The sequence below is a fragment of the Chitinophaga filiformis genome (assembly GCF_023100805.1).
In the GTDB taxonomy this organism is placed as follows: Bacteria; Bacteroidota; Bacteroidia; order Chitinophagales; family Chitinophagaceae; genus Chitinophaga; species Chitinophaga filiformis_B.
This window is the reverse complement of record NZ_CP095855.1, coordinates 6,546,248-6,569,865: the sequence shown is the minus strand read 5'-3', so window position 1 is coordinate 6,569,865 and position 23,618 is coordinate 6,546,248. Positions and strand designations below refer to the sequence as shown.

General features: G+C 40.8%; 26 protein-coding genes and 2 tRNA genes. 14 read left to right on the top strand and 14 right to left on the bottom strand.

Features of this window, described 5'->3' with window-relative positions:
* Positions 1-13: 13 nt before the first annotated feature.
* Positions 14-676 carry a hypothetical protein gene (locus MYF79_RS25545; protein WP_247810719.1) on the top strand — a complete coding sequence of 221 codons (663 nt, stop codon included), beginning with the start codon at positions 14-16 and terminating at the stop codon, positions 674-676.
* A gap of 88 nt (positions 677-764) precedes the next feature.
* Here the strand turns inward: MYF79_RS25545 and MYF79_RS25540 are convergent, their stop codons facing one another.
* Positions 765-1,130, bottom strand: a complete 366-nt coding sequence (locus MYF79_RS25540) for a hypothetical protein (protein ID WP_247810718.1) — start codon at positions 1,128-1,130, stop codon at positions 765-767.
* A gap of 18 nt (positions 1,131-1,148) precedes the next feature.
* A tRNA-Gly gene (locus MYF79_RS25535) sits at positions 1,149-1,222 on the bottom strand.
* A 303-nt stretch (positions 1,223-1,525) separates the two neighbouring features.
* Here MYF79_RS25535 and MYF79_RS25530 point away from each other — a divergent pair.
* Positions 1,526-1,804: a hypothetical protein gene (locus tag MYF79_RS25530; protein WP_247810717.1), complete on the top strand. Its 279-nt coding sequence runs from the start codon at positions 1,526-1,528 to the stop codon at positions 1,802-1,804.
* A 139-nt stretch (positions 1,805-1,943) separates the two neighbouring features.
* Here MYF79_RS25530 and MYF79_RS25525 read toward each other — a convergent pair whose 3' ends face one another.
* The 4 genes from MYF79_RS25525 to MYF79_RS25510 form a co-directional block, all read right to left on the bottom strand.
* Positions 1,944-2,450, bottom strand: coding sequence for a hypothetical protein (locus MYF79_RS25525; protein WP_247810716.1), 507 nt, complete (start codon positions 2,448-2,450; stop codon positions 1,944-1,946).
* Between the two features lie 88 nt (positions 2,451-2,538).
* A complete protein-coding gene (locus MYF79_RS25520) occupies positions 2,539-2,961 on the bottom strand; it encodes a 4-fold beta flower protein (protein ID WP_247810715.1) in 423 nt (140 codons plus the stop codon).
* A complete protein-coding gene (locus MYF79_RS25515; protein ID WP_247810714.1) occupies positions 2,958-3,737 on the bottom strand; it encodes a (Fe-S)-binding protein in 780 nt (259 codons plus the stop codon). Before MYF79_RS25515 ends, MYF79_RS25520 begins: the two co-directional genes overlap by 4 nt.
* A 25-nt stretch (positions 3,738-3,762) precedes the next feature.
* Positions 3,763-5,085 (bottom strand): (Fe-S)-binding protein, encoded by a 1,323-nt coding sequence (locus MYF79_RS25510; protein ID WP_247810713.1) that lies wholly within the window; start codon positions 5,083-5,085, stop codon positions 3,763-3,765.
* Positions 5,086-5,203: 118 nt separating this feature from the next.
* On the opposite strand from MYF79_RS25510, the gene MYF79_RS25505 reads away from it, so the two are divergent.
* A complete protein-coding gene (locus MYF79_RS25505) occupies positions 5,204-5,701 on the top strand; it encodes a phosphoribosyltransferase family protein (RefSeq protein ID WP_247810712.1) in 498 nt (165 codons plus the stop codon).
* A gap of 3 nt (positions 5,702-5,704) precedes the next feature.
* On the opposite strand, the gene MYF79_RS25500 is transcribed toward MYF79_RS25505, so the two are convergent.
* Together MYF79_RS25500 and MYF79_RS25495 are read right to left on the bottom strand one after the other, a co-directional pair.
* Positions 5,705-6,691, bottom strand: coding sequence for a DUF2279 domain-containing protein (locus tag MYF79_RS25500; protein ID WP_247810711.1), 987 nt, complete (start codon positions 6,689-6,691; stop codon positions 5,705-5,707).
* A 69-nt stretch (positions 6,692-6,760) separates the two neighbouring features.
* On the bottom strand, positions 6,761-8,485 hold the full coding sequence (locus MYF79_RS25495) for a phospho-sugar mutase (protein WP_247810710.1): 1,725 nt from the start codon (positions 8,483-8,485) through the stop codon (positions 6,761-6,763).
* Between the two features lie 199 nt (positions 8,486-8,684).
* On the opposite strand from MYF79_RS25495, the gene MYF79_RS25490 reads away from it, so the two are divergent.
* Entirely contained in the window at positions 8,685-9,341 is a 657-nt protein-coding gene (locus MYF79_RS25490; protein WP_247810709.1) for a protein-L-isoaspartate(D-aspartate) O-methyltransferase, read from the top strand.
* Here the strand turns inward: MYF79_RS25490 and MYF79_RS25485 are convergent.
* Both MYF79_RS25485 and MYF79_RS25480 read right to left on the bottom strand, forming a co-directional pair.
* Positions 9,336-11,816: a TonB-dependent receptor family protein gene (locus tag MYF79_RS25485; protein WP_247810708.1), complete on the bottom strand. Its 2,481-nt coding sequence runs from the start codon at positions 11,814-11,816 to the stop codon at positions 9,336-9,338. The genes MYF79_RS25490 and MYF79_RS25485 overlap by 6 nt on opposite strands.
* An 89-nt stretch (positions 11,817-11,905) precedes the next feature.
* Entirely contained in the window at positions 11,906-12,466 is a 561-nt protein-coding gene (locus MYF79_RS25480; protein ID WP_247810707.1) for a DUF445 domain-containing protein, read from the bottom strand.
* A gap of 95 nt (positions 12,467-12,561) precedes the next feature.
* Here MYF79_RS25480 and MYF79_RS25475 point away from each other — a divergent pair.
* The 7 genes from MYF79_RS25475 to MYF79_RS25445 all read left to right on the top strand — a co-directional run bounded on the left by MYF79_RS25475 (position 12,562) and on the right by MYF79_RS25445 (position 18,581).
* Positions 12,562-12,635, top strand: a tRNA-His gene (locus MYF79_RS25475).
* A 166-nt stretch (positions 12,636-12,801) separates the two neighbouring features.
* Positions 12,802-14,007: a site-specific integrase gene (locus MYF79_RS25470; protein WP_247810706.1), complete on the top strand. Its 1,206-nt coding sequence runs from the start codon at positions 12,802-12,804 to the stop codon at positions 14,005-14,007.
* A gap of 283 nt (positions 14,008-14,290) precedes the next feature.
* Entirely contained in the window at positions 14,291-15,046 is a 756-nt protein-coding gene (locus MYF79_RS25465; RefSeq protein ID WP_247810705.1) for a hypothetical protein, read from the top strand.
* A 126-nt stretch (positions 15,047-15,172) separates the two neighbouring features.
* Positions 15,173-16,480 carry a VapE domain-containing protein gene (locus MYF79_RS25460; RefSeq protein ID WP_247810704.1) on the top strand — a complete coding sequence of 436 codons (1,308 nt, stop codon included), beginning with the start codon at positions 15,173-15,175 and terminating at the stop codon, positions 16,478-16,480.
* Positions 16,481-16,750: 270 nt separating this feature from the next.
* Positions 16,751-17,341, top strand: coding sequence for a hypothetical protein (locus MYF79_RS25455; RefSeq protein ID WP_247810703.1), 591 nt, complete (start codon positions 16,751-16,753; stop codon positions 17,339-17,341).
* Between the two features lie 24 nt (positions 17,342-17,365).
* Positions 17,366-17,986 (top strand): hypothetical protein, encoded by a 621-nt coding sequence (locus MYF79_RS25450; protein ID WP_247810702.1) that lies wholly within the window; start codon positions 17,366-17,368, stop codon positions 17,984-17,986.
* Positions 17,970-18,581 carry a hypothetical protein gene (locus tag MYF79_RS25445; RefSeq protein WP_247810701.1) on the top strand — a complete coding sequence of 204 codons (612 nt, stop codon included), beginning with the start codon at positions 17,970-17,972 and terminating at the stop codon, positions 18,579-18,581. Before MYF79_RS25450 ends, MYF79_RS25445 begins: the two co-directional genes overlap by 17 nt.
* Before the next feature lie 71 nt (positions 18,582-18,652).
* On the opposite strand, the gene MYF79_RS25440 is transcribed toward MYF79_RS25445, so the two are convergent.
* Genes MYF79_RS25440 through MYF79_RS25425 form a run of 4 tightly spaced genes read right to left on the bottom strand, consistent with a single transcriptional unit; the run spans position 18,653 to position 21,329 of the window.
* Positions 18,653-19,408, bottom strand: coding sequence for a hypothetical protein (locus MYF79_RS25440; protein ID WP_247810700.1), 756 nt, complete (start codon positions 19,406-19,408; stop codon positions 18,653-18,655).
* Positions 19,405-20,325: a hypothetical protein gene (locus MYF79_RS25435; protein ID WP_247810699.1), complete on the bottom strand. Its 921-nt coding sequence runs from the start codon at positions 20,323-20,325 to the stop codon at positions 19,405-19,407. The genes MYF79_RS25440 and MYF79_RS25435 overlap by 4 nt, the downstream gene beginning before the upstream one ends.
* Positions 20,325-20,747 carry a hypothetical protein gene (locus tag MYF79_RS25430; protein WP_247810698.1) on the bottom strand — a complete coding sequence of 141 codons (423 nt, stop codon included), beginning with the start codon at positions 20,745-20,747 and terminating at the stop codon, positions 20,325-20,327. Before MYF79_RS25430 ends, MYF79_RS25435 begins: the two co-directional genes overlap by 1 nt.
* Positions 20,748-20,774: 27 nt before the next feature.
* Positions 20,775-21,329 (bottom strand): hypothetical protein, encoded by a 555-nt coding sequence (locus MYF79_RS25425; RefSeq protein WP_247810697.1) that lies wholly within the window; start codon positions 21,327-21,329, stop codon positions 20,775-20,777.
* 231 nt (positions 21,330-21,560) lie between these two features.
* Between MYF79_RS25425 and MYF79_RS25420 the strand changes: the two genes are divergently transcribed.
* From MYF79_RS25420 to MYF79_RS25410, 3 genes are all read left to right on the top strand, one after another.
* Complete coding sequence (locus MYF79_RS25420) at positions 21,561-21,851, top strand: hypothetical protein (protein ID WP_247810696.1); 291 nt, start codon at positions 21,561-21,563, stop codon at positions 21,849-21,851.
* Positions 21,852-21,950: 99 nt separating this feature from the next.
* Entirely contained in the window at positions 21,951-22,934 is a 984-nt protein-coding gene (locus MYF79_RS25415) for a DUF3871 family protein (RefSeq protein WP_247810695.1), read from the top strand.
* A gap of 234 nt (positions 22,935-23,168) precedes the next feature.
* Entirely contained in the window at positions 23,169-23,612 is a 444-nt protein-coding gene (locus MYF79_RS25410) for a DUF6934 family protein (RefSeq protein WP_247810694.1), read from the top strand.
* Positions 23,613-23,618: the final 6 nt, after the last annotated feature.

Below are 23,618 nucleotides of genomic sequence, written 5' to 3'. Positions count from 1 at the left end.
AAAACACTTGTATATGTTTATCGGACATTTTGGATTAGGGTTGGCCGCTAAGAAAGTGGCGCCTTCTGTTTCTCTCGGTACTTTATTTATAGCAGTTCAGTTCCTGGACCTCCTGTGGCCTACACTTTTACTTTTTAATGTTGAACATGTGGTGATACACCCTGAGCTGGGTGGCGAGCGTATGTTGGAATTTACTGATTATCCTGTCAGCCATAGTTTGCTGATGGCGATGGTGTGGAGCGTGGCGTTTGGTGGTATTTACTTTCTTATTAAGAAGAATATGCGGGATAGCGTGATTGTGGCATTGGCGGTGCTGAGCCACTGGGTGCTGGATTTAATAGTGCATTTTCATGACTTGCCTGTTTTCCCCTGGGCTTCTCCCAAAGTGGGGCTGGAAGTATGGGCAAACCCGGTGCTTACGAATGTGATAGAAGGGTGTATGTTTATAAGCGGGATTGTGATCTATTTAAGAACGGCCAGGCCCAGGAAGGGCGTGTTTTGGGTCCTGATGGCGTTACTGCTACTGGTCCAGGTGTCTAATTTGTTCAGTCCTGCCCCTGGTAGTGTAACTGCGCTGGCATGGTCGGCCCAGGTGATGTGGTTGCTTGTGGGGATGGCATATTGGGCGGACAGGACTTTGTCGTCCTCGTCCTCCTTTTCACCCGGGCTTGGATGAGGTGCTAAGAAAATAGTGATGCTGCGAAAAACATCATGCAATTGTGTCTGTTACTTTGAATATCTCATATGAGCGGGATGCAGGATGATTACTTCTTTTGTTCTTCTTGTACAATCTTATCAATCTTTCTGACAATTTCATCTCTATATTGATAGAACGTCTTTGGGAAGTCGTAGTCCGGATCATCATTTAAGCGCCGTCTTTCGAAGAAATAATTCCGGATAAACATGAGGTTCTCTAATGATTTGGCATATACTTTCCGGTCGCCAACCGAAACCTGATAGTAATAATGTTCATTTGTAAAGCTAAAAGACGCATTAATATAACCACAATGCCTGCAACGGACTTCTCCTTCCGTTGAGCGGTGATATTTTACATTCCGGCGTTCGCAGAAAAAGAGCGCTTTCTTTTCACAGGAAGGGCATACGATTTCGATAGTGTCTATAAAAGTCATGCTTAAAGATGTCCTCAGAGCGGGAAACGGGACTCGGACCCGCGAACCTTTAGTTTGGGAAACTAATGCTCTGCCAACTGAGCTATTCCCGCTTATTTTAAAATCAATTCCTATCTCTTAATCTGGGAAGGGAGTCTTTAACTTGTTCCAATAACCTATTGGCAAGTGCTTTTTTTTTGGGTGCCAATTTCGTTACATCAAGCGCATTAAGCTTCTCAACATAGCGTCCTCCTACAGGAATTTGGTTTGGTGGTGCCGGAGGGAGCCAAACTTTAATAATAGTTGCTAATTGGCGACTATAAAAAATGTCAGGTTTTATTAACTCGATATTAACTAAGTGTATTGGTCTATGTTACTAGGTTTGCCTTTTTTAAGATCGAAAATGGCCTCATAACATGGATAGAAAACAACTAAAAGAACTTTTGCAACCTTTTTCGAAACAATGTTCCGAAAAAGGTAAACCGTTAACTGACATGTGTTTAGAAGAGGCGTTTCCGGGCGATTCATCGACGTCTTACATAGTACAGGTCAAAGCTGATTGGATTGATAGGATGTCGCTTTCAGACGCGATAGATTTTTTATTTGATATACTTTGGGAAACAACTGATGAAGAAACGAGAAGAAAGATTTTTTCAATTCAGGTTTTAGATACCAAGAATACGCTTCCCTGTTGAACAAATATGTCTATGGCGTATGTCTGATGTATTCAATTAAAGGTTCACAAACACTATAAAATTTGAATCCCCTGAATGTTAACGAAATAACACTTCAGGGGATTCTTTATGATAAATCTCTTAGGATAATTATTTTTAACTACGCTATCGAAAACTTCTTCGCCAACCAGCTCTCCTTCAACGGCAATAGCCAATTCGCCTCCATTTCACCCTTCGTCAACACCGTATTATTCAAATAAAGCGTATTCTCATCTATAAACCCTTTCTCCAGTGCGTAAGGCACCTGTTGCATTGGCAATAGCTGTAACTTGTCTTTTACCAGGAAACCCAGCAACAGCCTGTCAAAAAGGTTCACGCTGTACTGGCGCTCGATGCTCTTAATGATCCGCACGGAGCTGTCGGTACTGCAACCGCTCACTGCCACATTGGATTCATCTGCTATCAATACGATCACCTGGTCAAAAAGCAACTGGCCCCATCCCTTTACAGGAGCGCCATGAGCCTGCCATTGAGCCGTAAATTGATGCAATTGTTCGTTTATTTCCAGTTTTTCCTTTTCGCTGAAAGGACGGTTGCTCTGATATATCCATACACGGGAAGACGGGTGAAAGTCAGCCGGTAATAATTGTTGAATTTCCTGTTTCATGATGCAAAATTACCAAAAAATTGAGTACAGACTACTGACGACGGTCATTTTGGTGTCAGGAGCGCCTGACAAGGCCTGATGGCGGACATTATTTTTCAACTCCCTGTAATAAAAATCCCTCAAAGGAACCCTCCGACCACGAATTGGAAAAGTAAGGCTTATAAGGCGGATAACTCTGATGACTTATATACGGCTTCTGCCGTTTATAGCTTTTGTAAGGCTCATACTGGGTGTACCCCGTAGCAGCTTTTTTAGTATTACCTATTCTCTTGCCATCATGATCCCTCACAATCCCTTTTTCATACCAGCCCAGGTGTTTCCCGTTAAAGCCATAGACATCCGTTTCAGAGATGATAGCGACCGGCTCACCGCTATATAGGTAGATGGTCCGGTCTTTATCCACGGTGTCAATGTATGCAATGGCTTTCCCGTCTTTGTTGTACAAGGCCACCTCCTGGGCTGTAGCTGTGCAGCAAAAGAGGAGCATCAGGAGGGTAAGGAGCCGTTTCACGCTATCTGCTGAGCTATCAGTTCTGCAATATCCAGCACCTGTACACTGTCTTCCTTCCCCTGTTCCTTCACACCATCTGTCAGCATGGTCATACAGAAGGGACAATTGGATGCAATGACGGCTGCGCCTGTTTCCACCGCTTCTTTTCCACGCTCAAAATTGACACGTGTGGTGCCTTTTTCCTCTTCCTTGAACATCTGCGCGCCACCTGCACCACAGCACAGGCCTTTGCTACGGCAGCGCTTCATTTCTACCAATTCTGCATCCAGGGCTTCCAGCACTTTGCGGGGCGCCTCATAGATGTTGTTGGCACGACCCAGGTAGCAGGAGTCATGGTAAGTGATCTTACGCCCCTTGAAGCTGCCGGCCTCTTTCATCCTGATCTTGCCTTCGTCGATCAGCTGTTGGAGGAATGTAGTGTGGTGGATCACATCATAGTGCCCGCCCAGTTCAGGATATTCGTTACGGAGTGTATTGAAGCAGTGAGGGCAGGCGGTAACGATCTTTTTTACCTCATAGCCATTCAGGACGGCTATATTGTTCTGCGCCATCATCTGGAAGATGAATTCATTGCCGGCCCTGCGGGCAGGATCGCCGGTACAGCTTTCTTCTTTACCGAGTATTGCGAAGCGAACGCCTACTTTATCGAGGATAGTGGCAAAGGCTTTGGTGATTTTCTGCGCACGTTGATCAAAACTGCCGGCACATCCCACCCAAAAGAGGATTTCAGGTGTTTCGCCACTGGCGGCGTATTCGGCCATCGTTTTTATTTGCATGGTATGTCAGTTTAACTTAACGCTATTATCCATTCATTTCTACCGCCCATTTGTCCCTGTCGTCCGGACTCATTTTCCAGGGGGCCATGTTGTTTTCTATATTGCTGAACATCATATTCCATTCTTGCGGCGCACTGGATTCTTCCATCACCAGGTGGCGGCGCAGTTGCAGGATGATATGCAGCGGATTGATGCTCACAGGGCACTCCTGTACACAGGCGTTGCAGGACGTGCAGGCGCGGAGCTCTTCTTCCGTGATATAATCGCGGAGCAGGGTTTTACCATCTTCCGTAAAGGAACCCGTTTTAGCTATCTGTGCACCAATGGCTTCGGCACGGTCGCGGGTGTCCATCATGATCTTACGGGGCGACAGCTTCTTGCCGGTGATATTGGCCGGACAAGCTGCCGTACAGCGACCGCATTCCGTACAGCTATAAGCATCCAGTAAGTTCTTCCAGGTAAGGTCGGGTACATCCTTGGCGCCAAATTTAGGAATATCGCCATTGGTCGCCTCGGTGGTGGCCAGTTCAGGCTGCAGCATCAGCTGTACTTCCTTCTGTACGGCAGGCATATTTTCCATTTTACCCTTAGGCCGCAGATCGGCATAATAGGCGTTCGGGAATGCCAGTATAATATGCAGGTGCTTGGAGTAGGGGAGGTAGTTCAGGAATGCCAGGATACCCAATATATGCAGCCACCAGCAGGTACGTTCGATGGCTACCAAGGTGCCGTCAGATAATCCGCTGAATAAGGAAACAAAAGGACCCGTTACCCAGAAGGCGCCGGTGTTCATATAATGTTCATGTCCATGTTGTTGCAGGGCCTGATCGGCCGTGTTCATGGTCAGGAACAGGAGCATCAGCACTATTTCCGTGATCAGGATGTAGTTGGCGTCAGAACGGGGCCAGCCATCCAGCTCACGCTGATTGAGACGTTTTACCTTCACAATGTTCCTGCGTACCAGGAAGATGGCGCAGCCGATCAGTACCAGGGCGGCCAGTACCTCAAAACAGCCGATCAACACAGGATAAAGCCCCCCAAGCAAAGGTGCGAACAGGCGATGTTTGCCCAGTATGCCATCCAGGATGATTTCCAGGATCTCAATATTGATAATGATAAAACCTGCATATACGAAGAAGTGCAGTACGGCAACAAGGGGATTGCGGAACATTTTTTTCTGCCCGAATGCAAGCAATAATACGTTCCGCCAGCGCTGGCCAGGTTCGTCATTCAGATTTACATCCCTGCCAAGCAGAATGTTCTGCCTGATCTGCCTGGCCTTCCTGGAAAACAGGTATACAGCAAGGCCGAAGGCAATTACAAATAATAGCTCCTGAATTATATGCATACGTCAGATTTGACTTCCTAATTTATAGCAATGTAAGGAAAAATAGATCATCCGCCATAGACTATGCGCTGCCGACTATGGACTCTTTTTCCTAATTTTACCCCGCTAAACGACCAACATGGAAACTAAGAACGTGATCCTGACCCAGGATGTGATAGAGAAGAAGATCAAGCGTATTGCTTACGAGATTTATGAGCATAACAGCGATGAACAGGAAATTATCCTGGCAGGCATCTGGGACAGGGGAATGATACTGGCAGAGAAGATCGCTGCAATACTGCAGGAGATCTCGCCCCTGCGTATCAGGCTCTTACAACTGAACCTGGATAAACAACGCCCGGAAGCCGTGATACTTTCTGAAGAGATGGATTTCAACGGAAGAACGATCGTGCTGGTAGATGATGTGGCTAATTCCGGCCGGACCATGTTGTATGCCCTGAAACCTTTCCTGCAGTTCCTGCCCAAGAAAATACAGACCGCTGTACTGGTGGACCGTAAACATAAATCCTTCCCCTTGTCGGTGGATTTCGTAGGCTATTCCCTGGCTACTACCATGCAGGATATGGTGATGGTAGATATGGAAGAGAATGAGATCCGCTCAGCATACCTCGTATAAAACTCAGAAATGTAACAGATGTCCCCGGAACACTCCCCTGGAGGTCAGTTCCAGCGCCGGAGCGGGAAATTTGAACATATTCAGCACCTGGAATAATACTTTAACACCTCTTCTGCGTGTAGGTATCCGGGTGAAATCTATGTCGGGCGATAAATAGAACTGTCTGTAACGGGGAATGGCCGAATAGTCGTGTGCTATACCATTGCCATCCGTCCATATATTATTATCCCCTTTGAGCATACCGTTGGCGCCATATCCTGCAGCTATATTGAGCCAGGCGGGCAGGCGGCTATGGGGCATGAACGCATGCAGGTTCACTGATATCCAATAGGTCTGTGCATTATAGTCTTTCAGCGTCCTTTCTGCCAGGTTATCTCCAAACAACTGATCAGTACGCGTTTTCAGGTAAGGGTCCTGGTACCTTTTAGGATAAGCCGAGAACTTGAGCTGTATCCTTTGCTCACGCCATACCAGTTCCTGGCCGATCATCAATGCTGATCCGCCGGCATTGGCGGCCATGTCGCTCCAGGAGAAGCCCCATTCAGTGGAATAGGCATCCAGTATTTCGATAACAGACTGATATACAAATCCGCTTAGTCCGCCGATCCAGATCTGCTGTTTTTCCGGCAGGCCCGTGCAACGCCACATCTCCCTGCTGATCTTCCCTTCCGTATAGGCACTGTAAAAGTGACCTGCCTTATCCATCTGCAACCATTCCGGCGTATCGTTGAAAGTATGGAAACGCGATCGCGGGTACTGGTTGTACCAGGTATTATTGAGAACAGCCAGTGCTCCACCATAGAGACCAGTGGTGACGCCAGCCATCAGCCAGATATTGGAGCGGTTGATGTGAGTGGGAGCCCGCGTATCAATAAGGGTATCTCTTTCTGAAGTGGGATATTGCTGCCTTGCCAGTACCGGACAGTACATCAGTACTACCAGAATAAACAGTGGTATTCCTTTAACATGTGGCACAGCTGCGGTTTTCATAAGGTATAAAAAATCCCGGTACCATACAGATGTATCAGTACCGGGACAAAGGTAATAGAATAATGAAGTTTATTTCAGCTTCATATCCTTAATAATATTTTGTACGCGTTGATCGAGCGCCTGAGTAGCCGCATCGAAGCCGGCCGCATTCTCAAGTTTCTGATTTACGCTGAAGTAGAATTTGATCTTAGGCTCGGTACCAGAAGGACGGGCGGAGATCTTGCTGCCATCTTCCAATACAAACTGCAGTACGTTAGATCTTGGCAGATCGATCGGTTTTACTTCACCTGTTTTCAGGTTTTTCACCTGCTGCAGTTCGTAGTCGTACAATGTAACTACCGGAGAACCATTGATAGTGCTTGGCGGATTCTCGCGATAACCACGCATCATATCGGCAATTTCCTCTGCACCTTTCATACCTTTTTTGGTGATGGAGATCAGGTTCTCTTTATAATAACCGTATTTCACGTAGATGTCGATCAGCTGTTCATACAGTGATCTGCCCTGGCTACGTGCATAAGCCGCCATTTCACAGATCAGTGCAACAGAAGCGATAGCGTCTTTATCACGTACATTATCGCCGATCATATAACCGTAAGATTCTTCACCACCGCAGATGAATTTCTCCTGACCTTCCTTACGTCTGATCAGATCAGCGATCCATTTGAAGCCGGTCAGTACATTGTAGCATTTTACGTTATTGCTGGCAGCGAATACATCGATGAGGTCAGAGGTAACGACTGTTTTACATACGTAATCAGTATCGCCGGCCAGACCCTTACGCCTGCGGCCTTCGATGATATAGTTAAAGAGCAGTACAGCGGTCTGGTTACCATTGAGGAGTGTCCATTCGCCTTTGATGTCTTTAACAGCAATACCTACACGGTCAGAGTCAGGGTCAGTGCCCAGCAGGATGGCAGCATCCAGTTCTTTGGCTTTCTTCAGACCGATGCTCATCGCTTCGGATTCCTCCGGGTTAGGATATACCACGGTAGGGAAATTACCATCCGGGGTAGCCTGTTCTTCCACCACATGCACGTTGGTAAACCCATAACGTTTCAGGATCTCAGGCACCAGGGTGATACCTGTACCGTGGATAGGCGTGTAAACTATTTTCAGGTCGTGTTGTTCTTTGATGATTTCCGGCTGGATACTGAGGTTTTTCAGTTCCTGCAGGTAGGCTTCGTCCACATCCTTACCAATACTGGTAATATTGGCTTCTCCGCCGGACCATTTTACCTCGTCAATGGAAGCGATCTTCTCTACTTCACGGATGACGTTCTTATCGTGAGGCGGTACCAGCTGGGCGCCGTCGTTCCAGTAGGCCTTGTAACCGTTATATTCTTTAGGGTTGTGGGAGGCTGTCAGCACGATACCACCCTGGCAACCCAGGTGACGGATGGTGAATGACAGTTCAGGGGTGGGGCGGAGGCTTTCAAAAAGATATACCTTAATACCATTGGCAGCCAGTACATTAGCAGCAACTTCTGCGAAATAACGGCTGTTGTTGCGGCTGTCGTGTGCGATGGCCAGCTTGATCTCGCCGCTGAAGGCCTGCTTCAGGTAGTTGGCAAATCCCTGGGTAGCCATACCTACCGTATATTTATTCATACGGTTGGTGCCTACACCCATTACCCCGCGCAGACCGCCTGTTCCAAATTCCAGGCTGCGATAAAAAGCATCAGCTAATTCGTCGGGGTTTTCCTGTTGCAATTTCTTGATCGTGGCCACGGTATCCGTGTCGAATTGTCCACTGAGCCACTGTGATACCTTACTTTCAATGATATTATCCATAGAACGATTTCGATTTGTTTTCTTATTGAGAAAAAACAAGTGTGTAAATTAAAGCTAAAATCCGGAGAAAATGAATAGCCGGGAAAGAACTCAGCAATTATCAAACCAAGTTATTTTGGACAAACAAACCAGTAATGTTGATAAATAGAAGTATTCCACACCCAATTGAAAATTGGGGGTATTGGTTAATTTTGCGGGTATGAGGCGGTACGAAGATTCTTACAAGCAAAAAGGATTACGCAGGCAACTGGTAGATAGTATCCGGCAGAAAGGCATTACAGACGAAAATGTATTAACGGCTATCAACAACATCCCACGGCATTATTTCCTGGATACAGCTTTTGAAGGCATTGCCTACGAGGACAGGGCTTTCCCCATCGGGGAAGGTCAGACCATTTCACAGCCCTATACTGTGGCATATCAGTCACAGTTGCTGGAAATCAAGCCCTTTGAGAAAGTACTGGAAATCGGTACCGGCAGCGCTTACCAGGCTTGTGTACTGGCAGAGCTGAAAGCCAATGTATTTACCATAGAACGGCAGAAAAAGCTGTTTGACCTGGTAAAGCAATTTCCTTTCAAGTCAAGATATCCTACCATCCGTTTCTTCTATGGCGATGGTTATGAGGGACTTCCCACTTATGCGCCCTTTGATAAGATCCTGGTGACAGCGGCAGCCCCGCAGATCCCCGAAAAACTGCTGCAGCAGCTGAAAGTGGGCGGAAAAATGGTCATCCCGGTAGGCGGTCAGGAGGTGCAGCGGATGCTGCGCATTACAAAGATCAGCGATACCGAATATGACCAGGAAATGTTTGATAACTTTTCTTTCGTGCCCATGCTGGCCGGCAAGAAATCATAAAGTGCTGTCCGCGGGCTTTTTATCCTTATCTTTTTCTTTATCATACACATCTTCTTCAGGCACCTCCTGTTTCTTTTTCTTCTTAAACATATCCGGATCCATTTTCCCGAAACGGTAGCGTATGTTCAGGCGGAGGAAACGGGTGGTCCTTTTACGGGTATAATCCTGGATAAAGGCCGCAGTTTCATAATGTGAGCTGTAATCCTGCGTATTCAGCACATCCGAAATATTCAGGGCAATAGCCAGGGCATTGTTCTTCAGCATCTCTTTACGGATACCCAGATCTATCCCATTCATGGCCTTAAAAGTACCCTGCGGCTGTACCCTGGGTGAGCGGTAATGCCCGTTTACCTGCAGGTTGATCTTTGCCGGCAGGCGTACATTGGAATTGACAGTCACCCCATAGGTAACATACTCATTGTTAATACTCGGACCGGTCAGTTTGCTATACTCCATATTCAGGTTGGTAGTCACATTCCAACCCTTGATGATATGCAGGTTATAGGTGAAATTAGCGCCCCAGTCCTTATCGGTAGCCAGGTTCATGGGCCGGGTAGTGGTAACACCGGTAGCGGTGTCCAGGATGCTGATACGGTCTATATCGTCGTTTGCCTGGGAATAATATACGCCTGTATTCAGGTAGTCTTTGGACCCGGGGAAATACCTGGAATAATTCGCCTCGAATTTATGGGTCAGGGACGGCTTCAGATCCGGGTTCCCTGCCCGGATATTCTGCGGATCAGAGTTGTTGATATATGGCAGCAGCTGGTCAAAGCCGGGCCTGTCTATTCTCGTGGAATAGTTGAATATCAGGCTCTGGTTCTCATTGTGCGGCAGGTTATACTTCAGGAATACGCTGGGAAATACATTCAGGAAACGGTTATTCACCGAGGTATCTTTGGTATAGGAGAAGCCCCGCAGGTCGGCCTGCTCAATCCTGGCGCCTACCTGGTACCCGAGGTTGCCGATAGCATTGGAAAAGTTCATATATCCCCCGTAAACGTCCTGCTTGTAATAGTAGGTGTTGGAGAGGTCAAGGCTTTTCTCATATTGCTGGGTGCTGAAGTTGAACAGGCGGGCGTCATAATCATTGTCGTTGCTCTGCAGGGTCACCTTCGCCCCGGTTTCGAACTTTCCTTTCTTACCTACCGGCGTGGTATAATCCGTCTGGATATTCCAGAACTTGTTCTGGGAGATACCTAAATTTCGTTGTAACTGGGCATTTCCGGGCGTACCATCCGCATTTTGATACTGGGTGCTATAGTTACTGTTGTTCCGGCCTTTATTGTTGCTATAACTGATATAGGCGGTCCATTCCTCGTTCTGTTTGTCGGTGGTATGGCGGAAGTTCAGGCTGGTATTGTTATTCGGATTACGGTAATCGCTGCTGTTATGCCGTTCGCCGGTCTGGAGCGCCTTTCTGTGGGCGTCCAGGTAGTCCAGCATGATATCGTCCGTACTATTGCCCTTATTGAGGTTTAATCCCTCAGAAATAGTGATGGTATTATAATCGTTCAAATAATAGTCAAGCCCGATACGGCCGCCATTGCCGGAATTGCTGTTCTTGTTCCGGCTGTCCTGGGTAAAGAAGGCGGTACCGGCGGTATCAGTTACGAGATTCTGACGGTTGCTGTAACCATAGCCTGTCTGGCTACCGTACCAGCCATTATAATTGGTGAAGAAGTTAAATTTCCGGATGCGGAGGCTGGCGTTGACATTCCCGTTGAGCTGTCCGCGGGTGGCTACACCGGCATTGAGCATCACATTATATCCGATCGCCTTATCTTTTTTCAGTACGATATTGATAATACCGCCACCGCCCTGGGCCTCGAACTTGGCGGAGGGGTTATTGATCACCTCTACACGATCAATTGTAGAAGCCGGGATCATCTGGAGGGCGGTTTTAGCGTCTCCGAAAGGGGAGGGCTTGCCGTCTACATAAATGGTCACGCTTTTACCCCGGAGGGTGATATTATCGTCAATATCCACGTCTACGCTCGGGATGTTTTTCATGACATCTGTACCGGAACCGCCTTCCGCGGTAACAATACTGCCGGCGTCAAATACCTGGCGGTCTATCTGCATGGAAAAGGCTGGTTTCTCCGACTTGATCTCCACGGTGGCCAGCGTTTTACCGGCGGGTTGCAGACGGAGTGTACCCGCAAACTGCACCGGTTTGTTCGGAATGATCTTCACGGCTTTTACGAGCTTATCATAACCCATGAAGGTGATGCGGAGCACATAGGTACCTGCGGAAACGGTATTGAAGGAGAAATCGCCATCGGCTTGCGTGTACATACCTGTCACTACGGAAGAATCCTGCGAATTAAGTAATACGACAGACGCATATTCCACGGGTTTGCCGGTAACGGCGTCCAGAGCTTTGCCGACGAATTTAGCGGAACTATTACCGGTTTGAGCCATAGCAATACTGCCATAGCACATAAACGCTGCCAGGAGTAGACGTTTAAGCATGCATGATGGATATTAAAGAGACCTAATTGTTGAGACCAGGACAAAAATATCTATCTCATATGTAAAGTATTGCCATTTGTGATGAATGGTCAGTTATTGTGGTGTAGGGCAATCCACAGCTGTAGTAATCCGATGAAAAAACCGATGGCTGCTCCGCCCATTTCTGCTAAACGCAGTTCGCGGCGCAGTGAAACTGTGATCAGCTTTTTCAGCTGATCGACTGAAAGGGCGCTGATCTTCCGGCTGACGATAGCGCGGACATCCAGTTCTTTTTCTGTTTGCCGGAGGTATTGATCGATGATTTCAGGGAACATATTATCCAGTTCTGCAACCAGTACCGTCTTTACCTGCTGGATGGTGCTGTCGCCAATAAACATTTTGAAAACAGGCATCGCTTCCGGCAGTTTTTCCCGAAGGAAAGTATCCATATGCACTTCCACTACCGGGATCATACTTTTGATTTTTTCCGGGTCGGCAAGTTGCTGCCGGACCTCGTCAAAAGAGAAGAGTTTTGTAGCTACAAATTCACCTGTTTGATCTGCCAGTTGTTGCTGACGCCGGGACAAGGAGCGGAGCGCGAAAAGGATAGTTATTTTGTTGGTCAGCCAACCTGTAAGTGCTCCTAAAAAAGGGATGATATATAATGACATAAAGCGATGATTAAAAAAAGTAAGCAAAGAAAGGCGAAAAAATTTGGAAATTTAAAACGCATTTTGTTATCTTTGCATCCCAATCAAAACAAACGGTGGTCGTAGCTCAGTTGGTTAGAGCATCAGATTGTGGTTCTGAGGGTCGAGGGTTCGAAACCCTTCGATCACCCAAAAAGCAGAAAGGCAGCAGAAATGCTGCCTTTTTTTGTGCCCTGAAATGTCGAATGGACATAGGTTTAGCTAAAATGATACAAAGGGTAGTTTTATTAAGTCCAATCCTCTGAAATTAGAAAATGCCCCAAAAGTGACCCTATAACTTCAATTTGGGGTACATAATGGGGTACAATAAGAAGCCTCTCAAGGGAGAAATCTCAATAGGTAATCATAGAGGTAGAATAAGGCTCAGATGGAGGCATGAAGGAATCAGGTGTACATTAAATATGCCTTATTCCTATTTACCAGAGAATATGCACCATGCTACACTTAAGGTAGCTGAAATTAAGCTGGACATTATGAAGGGGTGCTTTGATACCACTTTAGTGAAATATAAGCCAGAGCCTGTAAAACCAGTTATTTCCACTCCTCTACAAATAGAAATCCCAGAATCTACAGTAATTTACCTGGATCAATTAGTTAGCAAGTTCAATGACTGGACTAAGAATATCAGAAATATCAATATTGACCTGTCAGTTGATTATTTAGGTGTCAGTAGGATGTTGGGAAGGTATGTGAATGTTCCATTGGAGGATATAGCTGCTAAAATGATAGGGGAGAAGTGGTCTGTAATAACTTATAACAGAAGACTGAATTTCCTGAGTAGTTTTTTCTCCTGGTTACAGGATACAGGGGTAATTACAATAAATCCTCTATTGCATGTTACCAAAAGAAGAGAAAAGAGGAAAAGCAAGAATAAGAGAAGGGAGCCACTAACTGAGGAGGAGATCAATAATTTTCTGGAAGCAATCAGAAAAGATACCTATTGTCATAAGTTCTCTCCATATAGGCATTCCCTTTACTATCCCTTTTTAAAATTCATCTTCCTTACTGGTGTCAGAAATGCTGAAGCTATAGGCCTAAAGGTAAAGCATATAGATTTTGAGGCTGGACAGATAGAGATCTCAGACACTTTAGCCAGAACTACCAAAGGTACCCACCATGCTGCCAGAATAAGTAAAGGCACCAAAACAGGTAATATAAGATACCTCCCATTAACAGAGGAACTTTTAGCACTACTAACTCCTCTTTTACATGACAGAGAACCTGATAGTTTAGTATTCCTTTCCCCCAAAGGGCTATCAATTGATGACAGAATGCTAAAAAAGAGGGTTATTAAGCCAGTTATGCTTGCTCTTGGTATTGCAGACAGGGATTTATATGCTGCAAGGCATTCTTTTGGTACAAGGGCTGTACAACAAGGGATGGTTTTAACAGATGTGGCTTATTTAATGGGCCATTCTACAGTAGATACAACCATCAGGAATTATGTAAGTGTTACAAGACCTGCTGTAGTCCTGCCAACCATCAATAAACAGGGCAATTAGTTCTTATTGCTCATTTTCAATTACTTAATTAATAAAATGAATAGTATTAGTCTGATTTTCAGTGCTATAATACTATTGGCTATAAGTTGGATATTGGGAAGTATAACAGCAGATAAGGTTTTGCCTTATCATAGAGTAGACTTGAGAGATAATCCAATGGTTATTATGCTAATAGGTACTATGGTACTGGCAATATTTTGTTTGTTTTGCAAATTGTAATGCAAATCAAACTTTTATTACTTTAGGTGCAGGTAAATAAACAATCCTGCACCTATTTTATTTTATGGAACAGCACCCATTGCAATATTTCAAGGATTTAATTTTAAGAAATAAAATAACTAAGGAAAGACTTAGCTTTCATACTACTACAGAATATGGAAAGGTTACAAATAGAGATTATGCGAATGGGACTATTGAATATGCTGAAGTACATGGCAGTAATGAGGACGATCTGGTTATTGAAAATGTAACAATAACTTTTACCACCTACCTGGAAGGCAAGATTAATGAGGAGCTTTTTAATTCATTGGATAGAATAGATAATAGATTGCTAGAAATAGACGATGAGAAAAAACAAGTACTATATCTCAAGACATTATACAAGACCTTGAATACACTTATACTGTATGCTGATGAATTGGAACATATAAGCAAATACACTTTTGTAGCAGGCTCATTGAAATCCCTTAAAAATGAACTGACAGAAAAATATGCTGTTCACGATGATGCCACACAACAACAGCATATAAATCTCTCTTCTGCTCAACAGACTTCCTACAAACTTCAATGGATGGGTAAGTCAAAGGTATTGATTACATTATTTTATGACCTTTATTCCAATGTAGAGAATGGTGGTGAACCACTAATAAAAGCCACCAAAGATCAAGTAAAGAATTTCCTGTTAAATAATTTTATTGAGAAGGATGGGCAACCTCTTAGTGCTTCATCTATCGACACACTTTTAACTCCCAGTAAAGAGGATAAAAGAGCCTTAAAAGACGATAGAATAGACACTAGTAAATTTAAAGATAAAAAATAAAACCCTTCACCATATTGGATTCTGTAGTCTGATTAGTCCTGACAGGACTTGTTCAGGATCAAAGGACCTTAACATAATTTGCACTTTTGTATTGTTAAAAAAAAACAATAACAAAAAACAAAAAAAATGGCAGAGATGCAGAATCCACAGGTAGTTACAGAGACAAACCTTACCCACCTTACCCCTATTGCTTCAGAGGGTAACGAGGGTAACCTTCAAGAATCAGATTACAAAGATTTTCTGATGGATGCAGTCAGTCAAATGGCTGTTGAGGATGATAGCCCTTCATCAATTGATTTAGTTGAAAGATATTTGGGCAATAATTATGATTTCAGAATAAACCAAGTTTTGGGAAGATTAGAATTTAAGAAGAAAGAAGAAGTGCCCTTTTCACTATTAGATGATTTGAAGTTTAATTCTATTATCAGAGAGCTAATGAAGAGGAAAATCAGAATATCGAAGGATGCTTTAAAATCCATTATCTATTCTGACTTTGCCCCTGTTTACAATCCATTTACTAGTTACTTTAATAACTTGCCAGTCTGGGATGGTAGAACAGACTATATTAAGCAATTGGCAGAAACAGTAAAAACCAACAATGATGTGAAATGGCAAGAATGGTTCAAAAAATGGATTGTAGCTGTAGTTGCATGTGCCACTGATGATAAACAAGTAAATCATACTGCAATAGTTTTCGCTGGAAAACAAGGAATTGGAAAAACAAGTTGGATGTACAAGTTAGTTCCTGATCCTCTTAAAAGATACTTCTATTCAGGTATTCCAAACCTAAATAACAAGGATACAAAAATCAGGATGGCGGAGTGTTTCCTCATTAATTTAGATGAGATGGATAATTTGACATCCTCAAACACAGAGAAGCTAAAGGAAATTATTACAGCTCCTGAGATTAAGGTTAGAAGAGCATATGCACATTTTGATGAAAGTATGCCAAGAAGAGCTTCCTTTATGGGATCAGTGAATAATAAGCAATTTTTAAATGATACAACAGGGAATAGAAGATTTCTTTGTTTTGATGTTTCAGAAATTCAGTTCAACCACAGTATTAATATGGATATGGTGTATGCTCAAGCTAAGCATTTACTGAACAGTGGATTTCCACATTTCTTTAATGCAGAAGAGATTGAGGAAGTAGCAGAAAGCAACGAACAGTTCCAGGCTATAAGCTATATAGAGGAGCTTATTCTTAAGTGGCTTGTTCCTGTAAAAATTGAAGAGGAAACACCTCAGCATAAGTGGACAGCTACAGAGATTGCACAGTTTTTATCAGGAAAGTCCAACTTGCAGGTGAATGACAGCCTTACACAAAAGATTGGAAAGTATATGAAGAAGTACGAGTTCCCAAGAATTAAATCTGGTGGTGTCTATGTTTATGCACTTAAAGAGAAAGTTGCGATCCAGATATTGACAGCATAGAGTTTCAGGAAGATTATCTCAAAACAGCTGAGATAATCTTCCTTTACTCATTTGATAAAATAAGTAGCTTTAAGAGCCAAGAAAATACTGAATGGCAATAGCAGTGGTATTAGGTACTTTTAATAAAGGAAAGTATGGGTGTAAATTAAGTAGATCCCCATATATTCATTCTCTTACTAATACATTTATTTGGAAATCTCAATTAATTGATTAGATTTGATCTCAATTCAATAACTTTGCATCCTTAATTTTCTAAAATTTCTACTGTAAGTGGAATCTTATACTAGCAAACGCTCAATCGTCGTTTTAGCCAATTCCCATAATCCATCTCTTGTTTCTGATTATTTCCTTTTAAAGGCAGAAATGATTAAGGATATTGATGAATTAGATAGAAATAATAGTGTTTATACCCCTTCTTATAGTCGAGTAGTGCTAAAAGATGGAACGTCAATTCAAGTAGAAAATACGAGGTTAGGAATTGTAGGAGAAGATATCAAAGCTTTTGACCTAGCTTCAAAATACTGCAAAGCTCTACCATTCATAAAAGCAACAGGAATAGGTATCAATTTTGATATTGAAATAAGTGATTATAAGTTTGATGATTTGTTATCCAACGAAAGTGCTACCAAATTCAGAGATAGCAGAATAAATATGATAGATTTAACATTTTCTGTCAACAGTTTGACAACTTGTTATGTTAAATTAGTACGAGGAGAGACATCTTCTTCTGGCTTAGTTGTTCTGAATTTTCACACTGAATTTAACGATAAGTCTTTCTCAGAGATAGATTTTGACATTTTGAAATCATATGAAGATTTCACAACTGTCGCAAATGAATTTATTAATCAATTATTTAAATAGTGTGCAATATTAAATCCAAACACTATGTCTAATGATGCTTATGTATTACTGCCCCATTCTACGCTTTGTACGACTACTATGAGATTTAATTGTCGGAAAATTTATTATAGAGATATTGACTGTACAGTTGGTCTCTGGGGGCCTCATACTTATTTGCCTAATTATTGGCCTATACCATCCTCTCGCGAGATTCTCAGAACATCAATCGAGGCGAAAATGCTTTTCAATGTATTGGACAAGTTTGAACTTGATCTATTGCGTAAGAAACACTTAATAGAAGGCTATGAAGTAGAGGCTAGGAGTTATTTCAACAACGCATTATCTTTTATATCGACACTACGCCCAAGCAATATTATTGTTAACTTAACTAACGATCACAGCATTTACTTTAGATTTTACAATGTTCCACTTATAGAAACTCATCTTGAAGTTTTTTATACTAAAGATTCCGAAGATGATTTTGTTGAAGCTGTTTTAACAACATATCATAACGATGAAGTCGTTCTAAAACAATTTGGAGAAACCAAGAATGTTTTTGCTTTGTTAAAACAAAAAATAATGGAATTAACGATGCAATCATCCACGAGAACGAATTCAATAGATAAAAAAACAAAAGAATTAGAATACAATGCCCTATCCATCTAGATTGGTACCTAGATCAAATCATAAATATATTCCACAACCCAATGAAGAAGAACTGCTTTGTAGATGGGTACCTCCTAATTCAGAATTAAAGGATTCTGAAGGAAATTTAGCTGCAGAAGCAATTAACGATAAAGAAATTTTTACATATTCTGTGAATAAGATTCCAGATTCAGATGTAGACGATATTTTTATTGAATTTATTTGCGAAGACAAGCACAAGTTTTATCAAAAATGGAATGAAGGAGAGGATGGATATACTCCTCAAGATGCTGAATTTACCTATAATCACGATAGGGGGTACTTCCTTTTCAAAATAAGAGATATACAGTATTCTGATACCTATCCATATCCTAACCTGGATGGCGAACATGCTTATCGTTTTGTTGTAACTGCCAAACATGACCCTTTAATTTCAAATATTTGTCATTTTGAATTGGATGTAGACTTCAGAAACTTGGATGGGAGCCAAGTAGAACAAAAGCCTGGTCAAAGATCTCACACAAGAAAGCTGATTCAAGCAGAAATAAGGCAGAAGCTGATAAAGATATCCAAGTTTTCAATTGAAGAATTTGAAATTGATCCCCAAAGTGATTAGTTAATATTTAGATCAAAATATCAGGAAATTTTTTACAATTTCATCTAATACAGACTAACCAAAATTGCCGATCAATCCCTTTTCATTTTCTTAGACGTATCTTGCTGTTGGTTATTGATATTTAGAATTTGCTTTCTCACAATTATAATATTGGTATCTAACAAATTTAGTCTTGACTCCATCTTTTCAATCTTTCTATTGATAAGCTTGTTGTCATCTGGAGGTTTTCTATAGAAAAGCATAAGCGAACCAATGAATAAGCCTAATATGGCAATACATACATTCGCAAATCTAAATGAGCGAAAAGCATGTAACAAATTGGTGCCTTTTTTATTATTAAGTTGCGTATTGATTTTTATTGCTAGGAGTAGGTCATTGATCTCAGAATTGATAAAGTCGTCTTTTGTTTTTCTATTTATCACTGTTTGTACGCTTCCTGATATATATCTATATTTTGTTATGTTATAATTTTCGATGGCTTTGATAATAGCAAGAATGTAGAATAGAAATGAACTAAGAAAAGGAAGAAGCAGGACAATTTTTATAGCCAGGGAAAAGTCAATAAATTTATCGAAATACACTGGCACAAATAAGCCTAACAGTGAGAAGATTAGGCCACATTGCCCTACCAATTGAGAGGTCTTACTTTCTATGGAATTTTGTCTTTCGTTTTCTGTTTGTATCAATTCTTTTAGATAACGAAGGTGCTCTTTTGTCGTGTCATCATCAACTTTGGTATAATTAAAACCTTGATTATTCTCATCAGTCCAATTTTTCTTAAGACCAAAATAATAGAGATAGTGTTTAACCTTTTTTATGATTTTCATTTGTTATTAAGATACTTTATGATAGCGTCAGATATATTTAAGCCTGTGTCGTTTTCAATCCATGCCCATTGTCCATTAGGGTTGACCTCTAAAAAGTAATAGCTACCATCCTTTGATCGAATCATATCTATCGCCCCAAAAGAAATACCCAAACTGTTAACTAATTCAATACATTGTTTTTCAATATACTCAGGTAATTTATAAGCAGTGAATTTCAGTCTACTCTTTCTCCAGTCAATTTCTGTTTCCTTCTGTGATTGTGAGTCAACAGCAGCAGCAAATACAGATTTATCCACTATTGTTACTCTTAGTTCATACTGCTTATCAATCAGCCTTTGAATAATATTAGGGCTTAACAAAAAATCATCTAAATCATTAATGTGTTTTTCACCAAGCTTATTTGTATATATCAGGCCAAACTTATTGTCTAAAAATATTCTATTACTATATATTGGCTTTATTATTATATTTTTTTCATTCTCGTAATAAAATTTTTTTATCTCGTCCTTTTGATTGGTTACAATAGTCTCAGGTATATTCATACCTAATTTAGATGCCTCTTTTAATTGCACCAGTTTATTCTCTGCTCGATAAATATTTGTTGGATTACTAAGCCATTTTGCGGGGATAGTATTGAATAAATTACTAAACAGAGAATCTACTTCATCCTGGAGATATCTTTTAATACCATCAGGTTGCTGATTAAAATCTGGTAATTTGGTTCTTCTAAACCATACAGACGAAAAATCTGAGATTCCATTTATGTGATACTTAAATTGTTGATCTATTTGTACTCCGAAACTGCGTTTCAATACATCTTCGCAATTAAATCTATAGTAAGGAATACTCTTGTCATTAAGCTTCCTTATTACATAATCTACTGTAAAATCAGATTTATGGGTTACAATTAGTATCATTAGTAATCTTTGTCAGTATCTGTTACTTCAAGATCAGGATTCTGATTCGCTGTGCTTGTCGCTGTATCTAATAAGTTATATAAACGACTTCTATCATCATCAGAGACCTCATTGTAAGTTTTCGTACCAGTTGTAGTATCTAATAGAATTGACAACTTTGAACTATTGTCTGGATCGCTAACCTCATTGTGATTAAATGTGCGAGTCATTGTATCAAGTGCATTCCTCAAGTCTTGATGAATTTCAGTTGTTTCATTATCTGTTCTAGTTATATTAGTAGAATCATATGCTGCTAATAGTATCGCAGGGGACTGAGTTCCTTTCAACACATTTAAATTTTGGTCATCAGAATACTCAATGCTAGAGTAATCAAGTTCGTCTTCCTTGGAAAATTCTACAAATTCTAAGATTAATGGTTTCATATTATTTCCATTATTATGGTGTATAAATTAAATATGACGATTTATTAATGCGCTTTCGTATTTTTCTCCTCCACATTGAAAACAAATTCCTTCTTGGATGTGCAAGTATTGAGAAATATACCCTATTCCATTACATTTATCACACATTTTATATTCAAGGTCTTTTAATCCATTCTCACTATAAACTGGCACCTTATTATTCTGATGAAATTCAGTATGACAGTGATTACAGAGAGTAATTAGATCGTCATTATCGTAATCCCAGGGCAATCTATTCAGAATATATCTGGTGTGGTGTACTTCAAGATGGTAGTGTTTATCTGAATAAACCATTTTAAAATGAGGCACCATTATCTTATCGTCTGTTAATTCAAACCCATCCTCTTCGATCCAGAAATGTTCAGATTTCTTGGTAACAGGATCAATATTATCATTTGTTGCTTCCCTATTACATTTTGTGCAATGGCAGCTATCTCTTTTGATAATTTCATCTCTCTTAATGAGCCATTCATCTATTTGTAGATACTGGATATAGCTTATATGCTCATTTGGATGGTTTAAGAGTAACTCTTTCAAGGTCATTACTAGGGAATTATAGAAACTAATATACATAAATATTTATACATGGTTGTTAGTCTACAAATATTTCTAAAAAATTTCAACCCCAAATCTTGCCTGCTAAGTAATAAGATGGCATAAATGTATTCATTAAATGAGTACCCCATCTCTTCCAGCCTCTCCTCTATTTCAAGGTCAGGGTATACCCCCCTGCTTTATCAATACATAAATCTTAAACCTAATTGAAAACAAAATATGGTAACAGTTAAAAGTTATTTTATTAATCAGAGTAGTGAGGGAAAGACATATATATGCTTTGATTTAATAGGGGATATGGAAGTTCTCACTGGAAAATCTGGTAAACTTTATGTCGATGTGAAGAAGTGTAGCATTCCCACAAGAGTTGATGAAGCAACAGCTAAGTTAATGTTAGGCAGACAGATTGCTGGTTCCATCGTCAAGAAGCAATGCCCTCCTTTTGAATATACAATTCCAGGAACAGGAGAAGTTGTCACAATAGCCCATAAATATGAATATGAACCTTGATATTATCATCACCAATTGTAATTAAATCATTCATCAAATTAAATGAAAGGCTGATCTATAAAAGGATTGGCCTTTTGTTTTGCTAAAAGTTTTTACATCATGAATACAACAACATTGGTGCTTATGCCAATAAAGAGATCATACATTCCCTTTGAGGAAATAACTTCTACAGCAAGGCCATTTATAGAAGCAAATACTTTACAATCCAGCTTACAAGAGATCAAGGCTGAACATATTATCCCTGTATTCAAGGATAATGAGCCTGTAATATCTCATTCTGACTTTATTGAAACTGTCATGAGTGTAGCTAATGATGTATTCCCCTTACAGCACATTTTAAGCCCCAACATAAGACTTTCTCACCCAATACAAGGAAGAGTGCCATCTGCAAAGAATAAGCTATCCAGAGACCTGTTAGATCATGAAAAGACATTGCATTATGAGAGGATGGCTTTTGTTATTGAAATTCCCTCAGTAACTGAAGCCATTGGAGGTAACCAAGTATCCTTAACAATTGGAGGGGTGAAATCTTATAACCTGGACAATTTATCCTTGAAGAAAGGAACAGGAGAAGTGTTTAAGGTTTTTATTGGGTTTCAAAACAAAGTCTGCACTAATCTCTGTGTATGGTCAGATGGCTACAAGGCTGATTTAAAAGTCAGAAGCATTGAAGAGTTAAGAAATGCTATATACTGTTTGTTCAATAGCTACAATATAGATCATCATATCAAAAGCATGAAGACACTCACCAATTGTAATATTTCAGAGCAGCAATTTGTACAACTAATTGGCAGGTGTAAACTATATCAGTATCTACCTCCAAACATGAAAGCTAATGTGCCTTTTCTTTCCTTTGGTGACACCCAAATCAGTGCCATTTGCAGGGACTATTATAGAGATAAAAGTTTCTGCAGGAATGATGATGGAAGTATAAACCTCTGGAAGGTATACAATCTGTTCACTGAGGCTAATAAGAGCAGTTACATTGATACATTTTTGGACAGATCAGTAAATGCATTTCAATTTATTGAAGGTATTAAAAATGCAGTAAGGCATAACCAAGCCAACTGGTTTTTACAGTAGCATTTTATAGGGGTTAAATAACAACATGGAGCCTGATTTCTATCAATTGCTCCATCCTTAATATTATTGATTAGGATAGTGTATTCATAGTTACCATCTGGGGCTAGATTTTTATCTATGGCCCCACTTTTCTTTATACACAATCTATAATTTCTTAGAGCATGGGTTATGAACAAAGAGGTTAGCTGTCTAGCTATTGCCTCTTTTTTATTTTTTCATTTTCAACAAACAATAATGCAATATGAAGTATATAAAGACCTTTATATAAAGGAGGGACTTAGTGTGTTTGAGTTTTTTAGTATTGGTAAGAAAGGTGTTATTCCCAAAAGAATAGTTTTTATGCCAACTGAATATTCTGATGTATATAATCTCATGCTAGGAGATATTGAAATAAATGACGAAATAAATGATATGTCTATTACTGCAAATGGTGACAGGAATAAGGTCTTGTCAACAGTTGCTCATGTTGTGGAAATATATCTAAAAACATACCCTGAGAGATGGGTGTTTTTCACTGGCAGTACAAAAGAAAGAACAAGGCTGTATAGAATGGCAATAGGAATTAATCTGGATTATCTGTTATTAAAATTCGAGGTCTATTCTAAAATTGGTAATGACATTCTTCCATTTCAGAAAAACATGGAATTGGATGGTTTTTTAATTAGAATTAAGTCGTAAATTCAT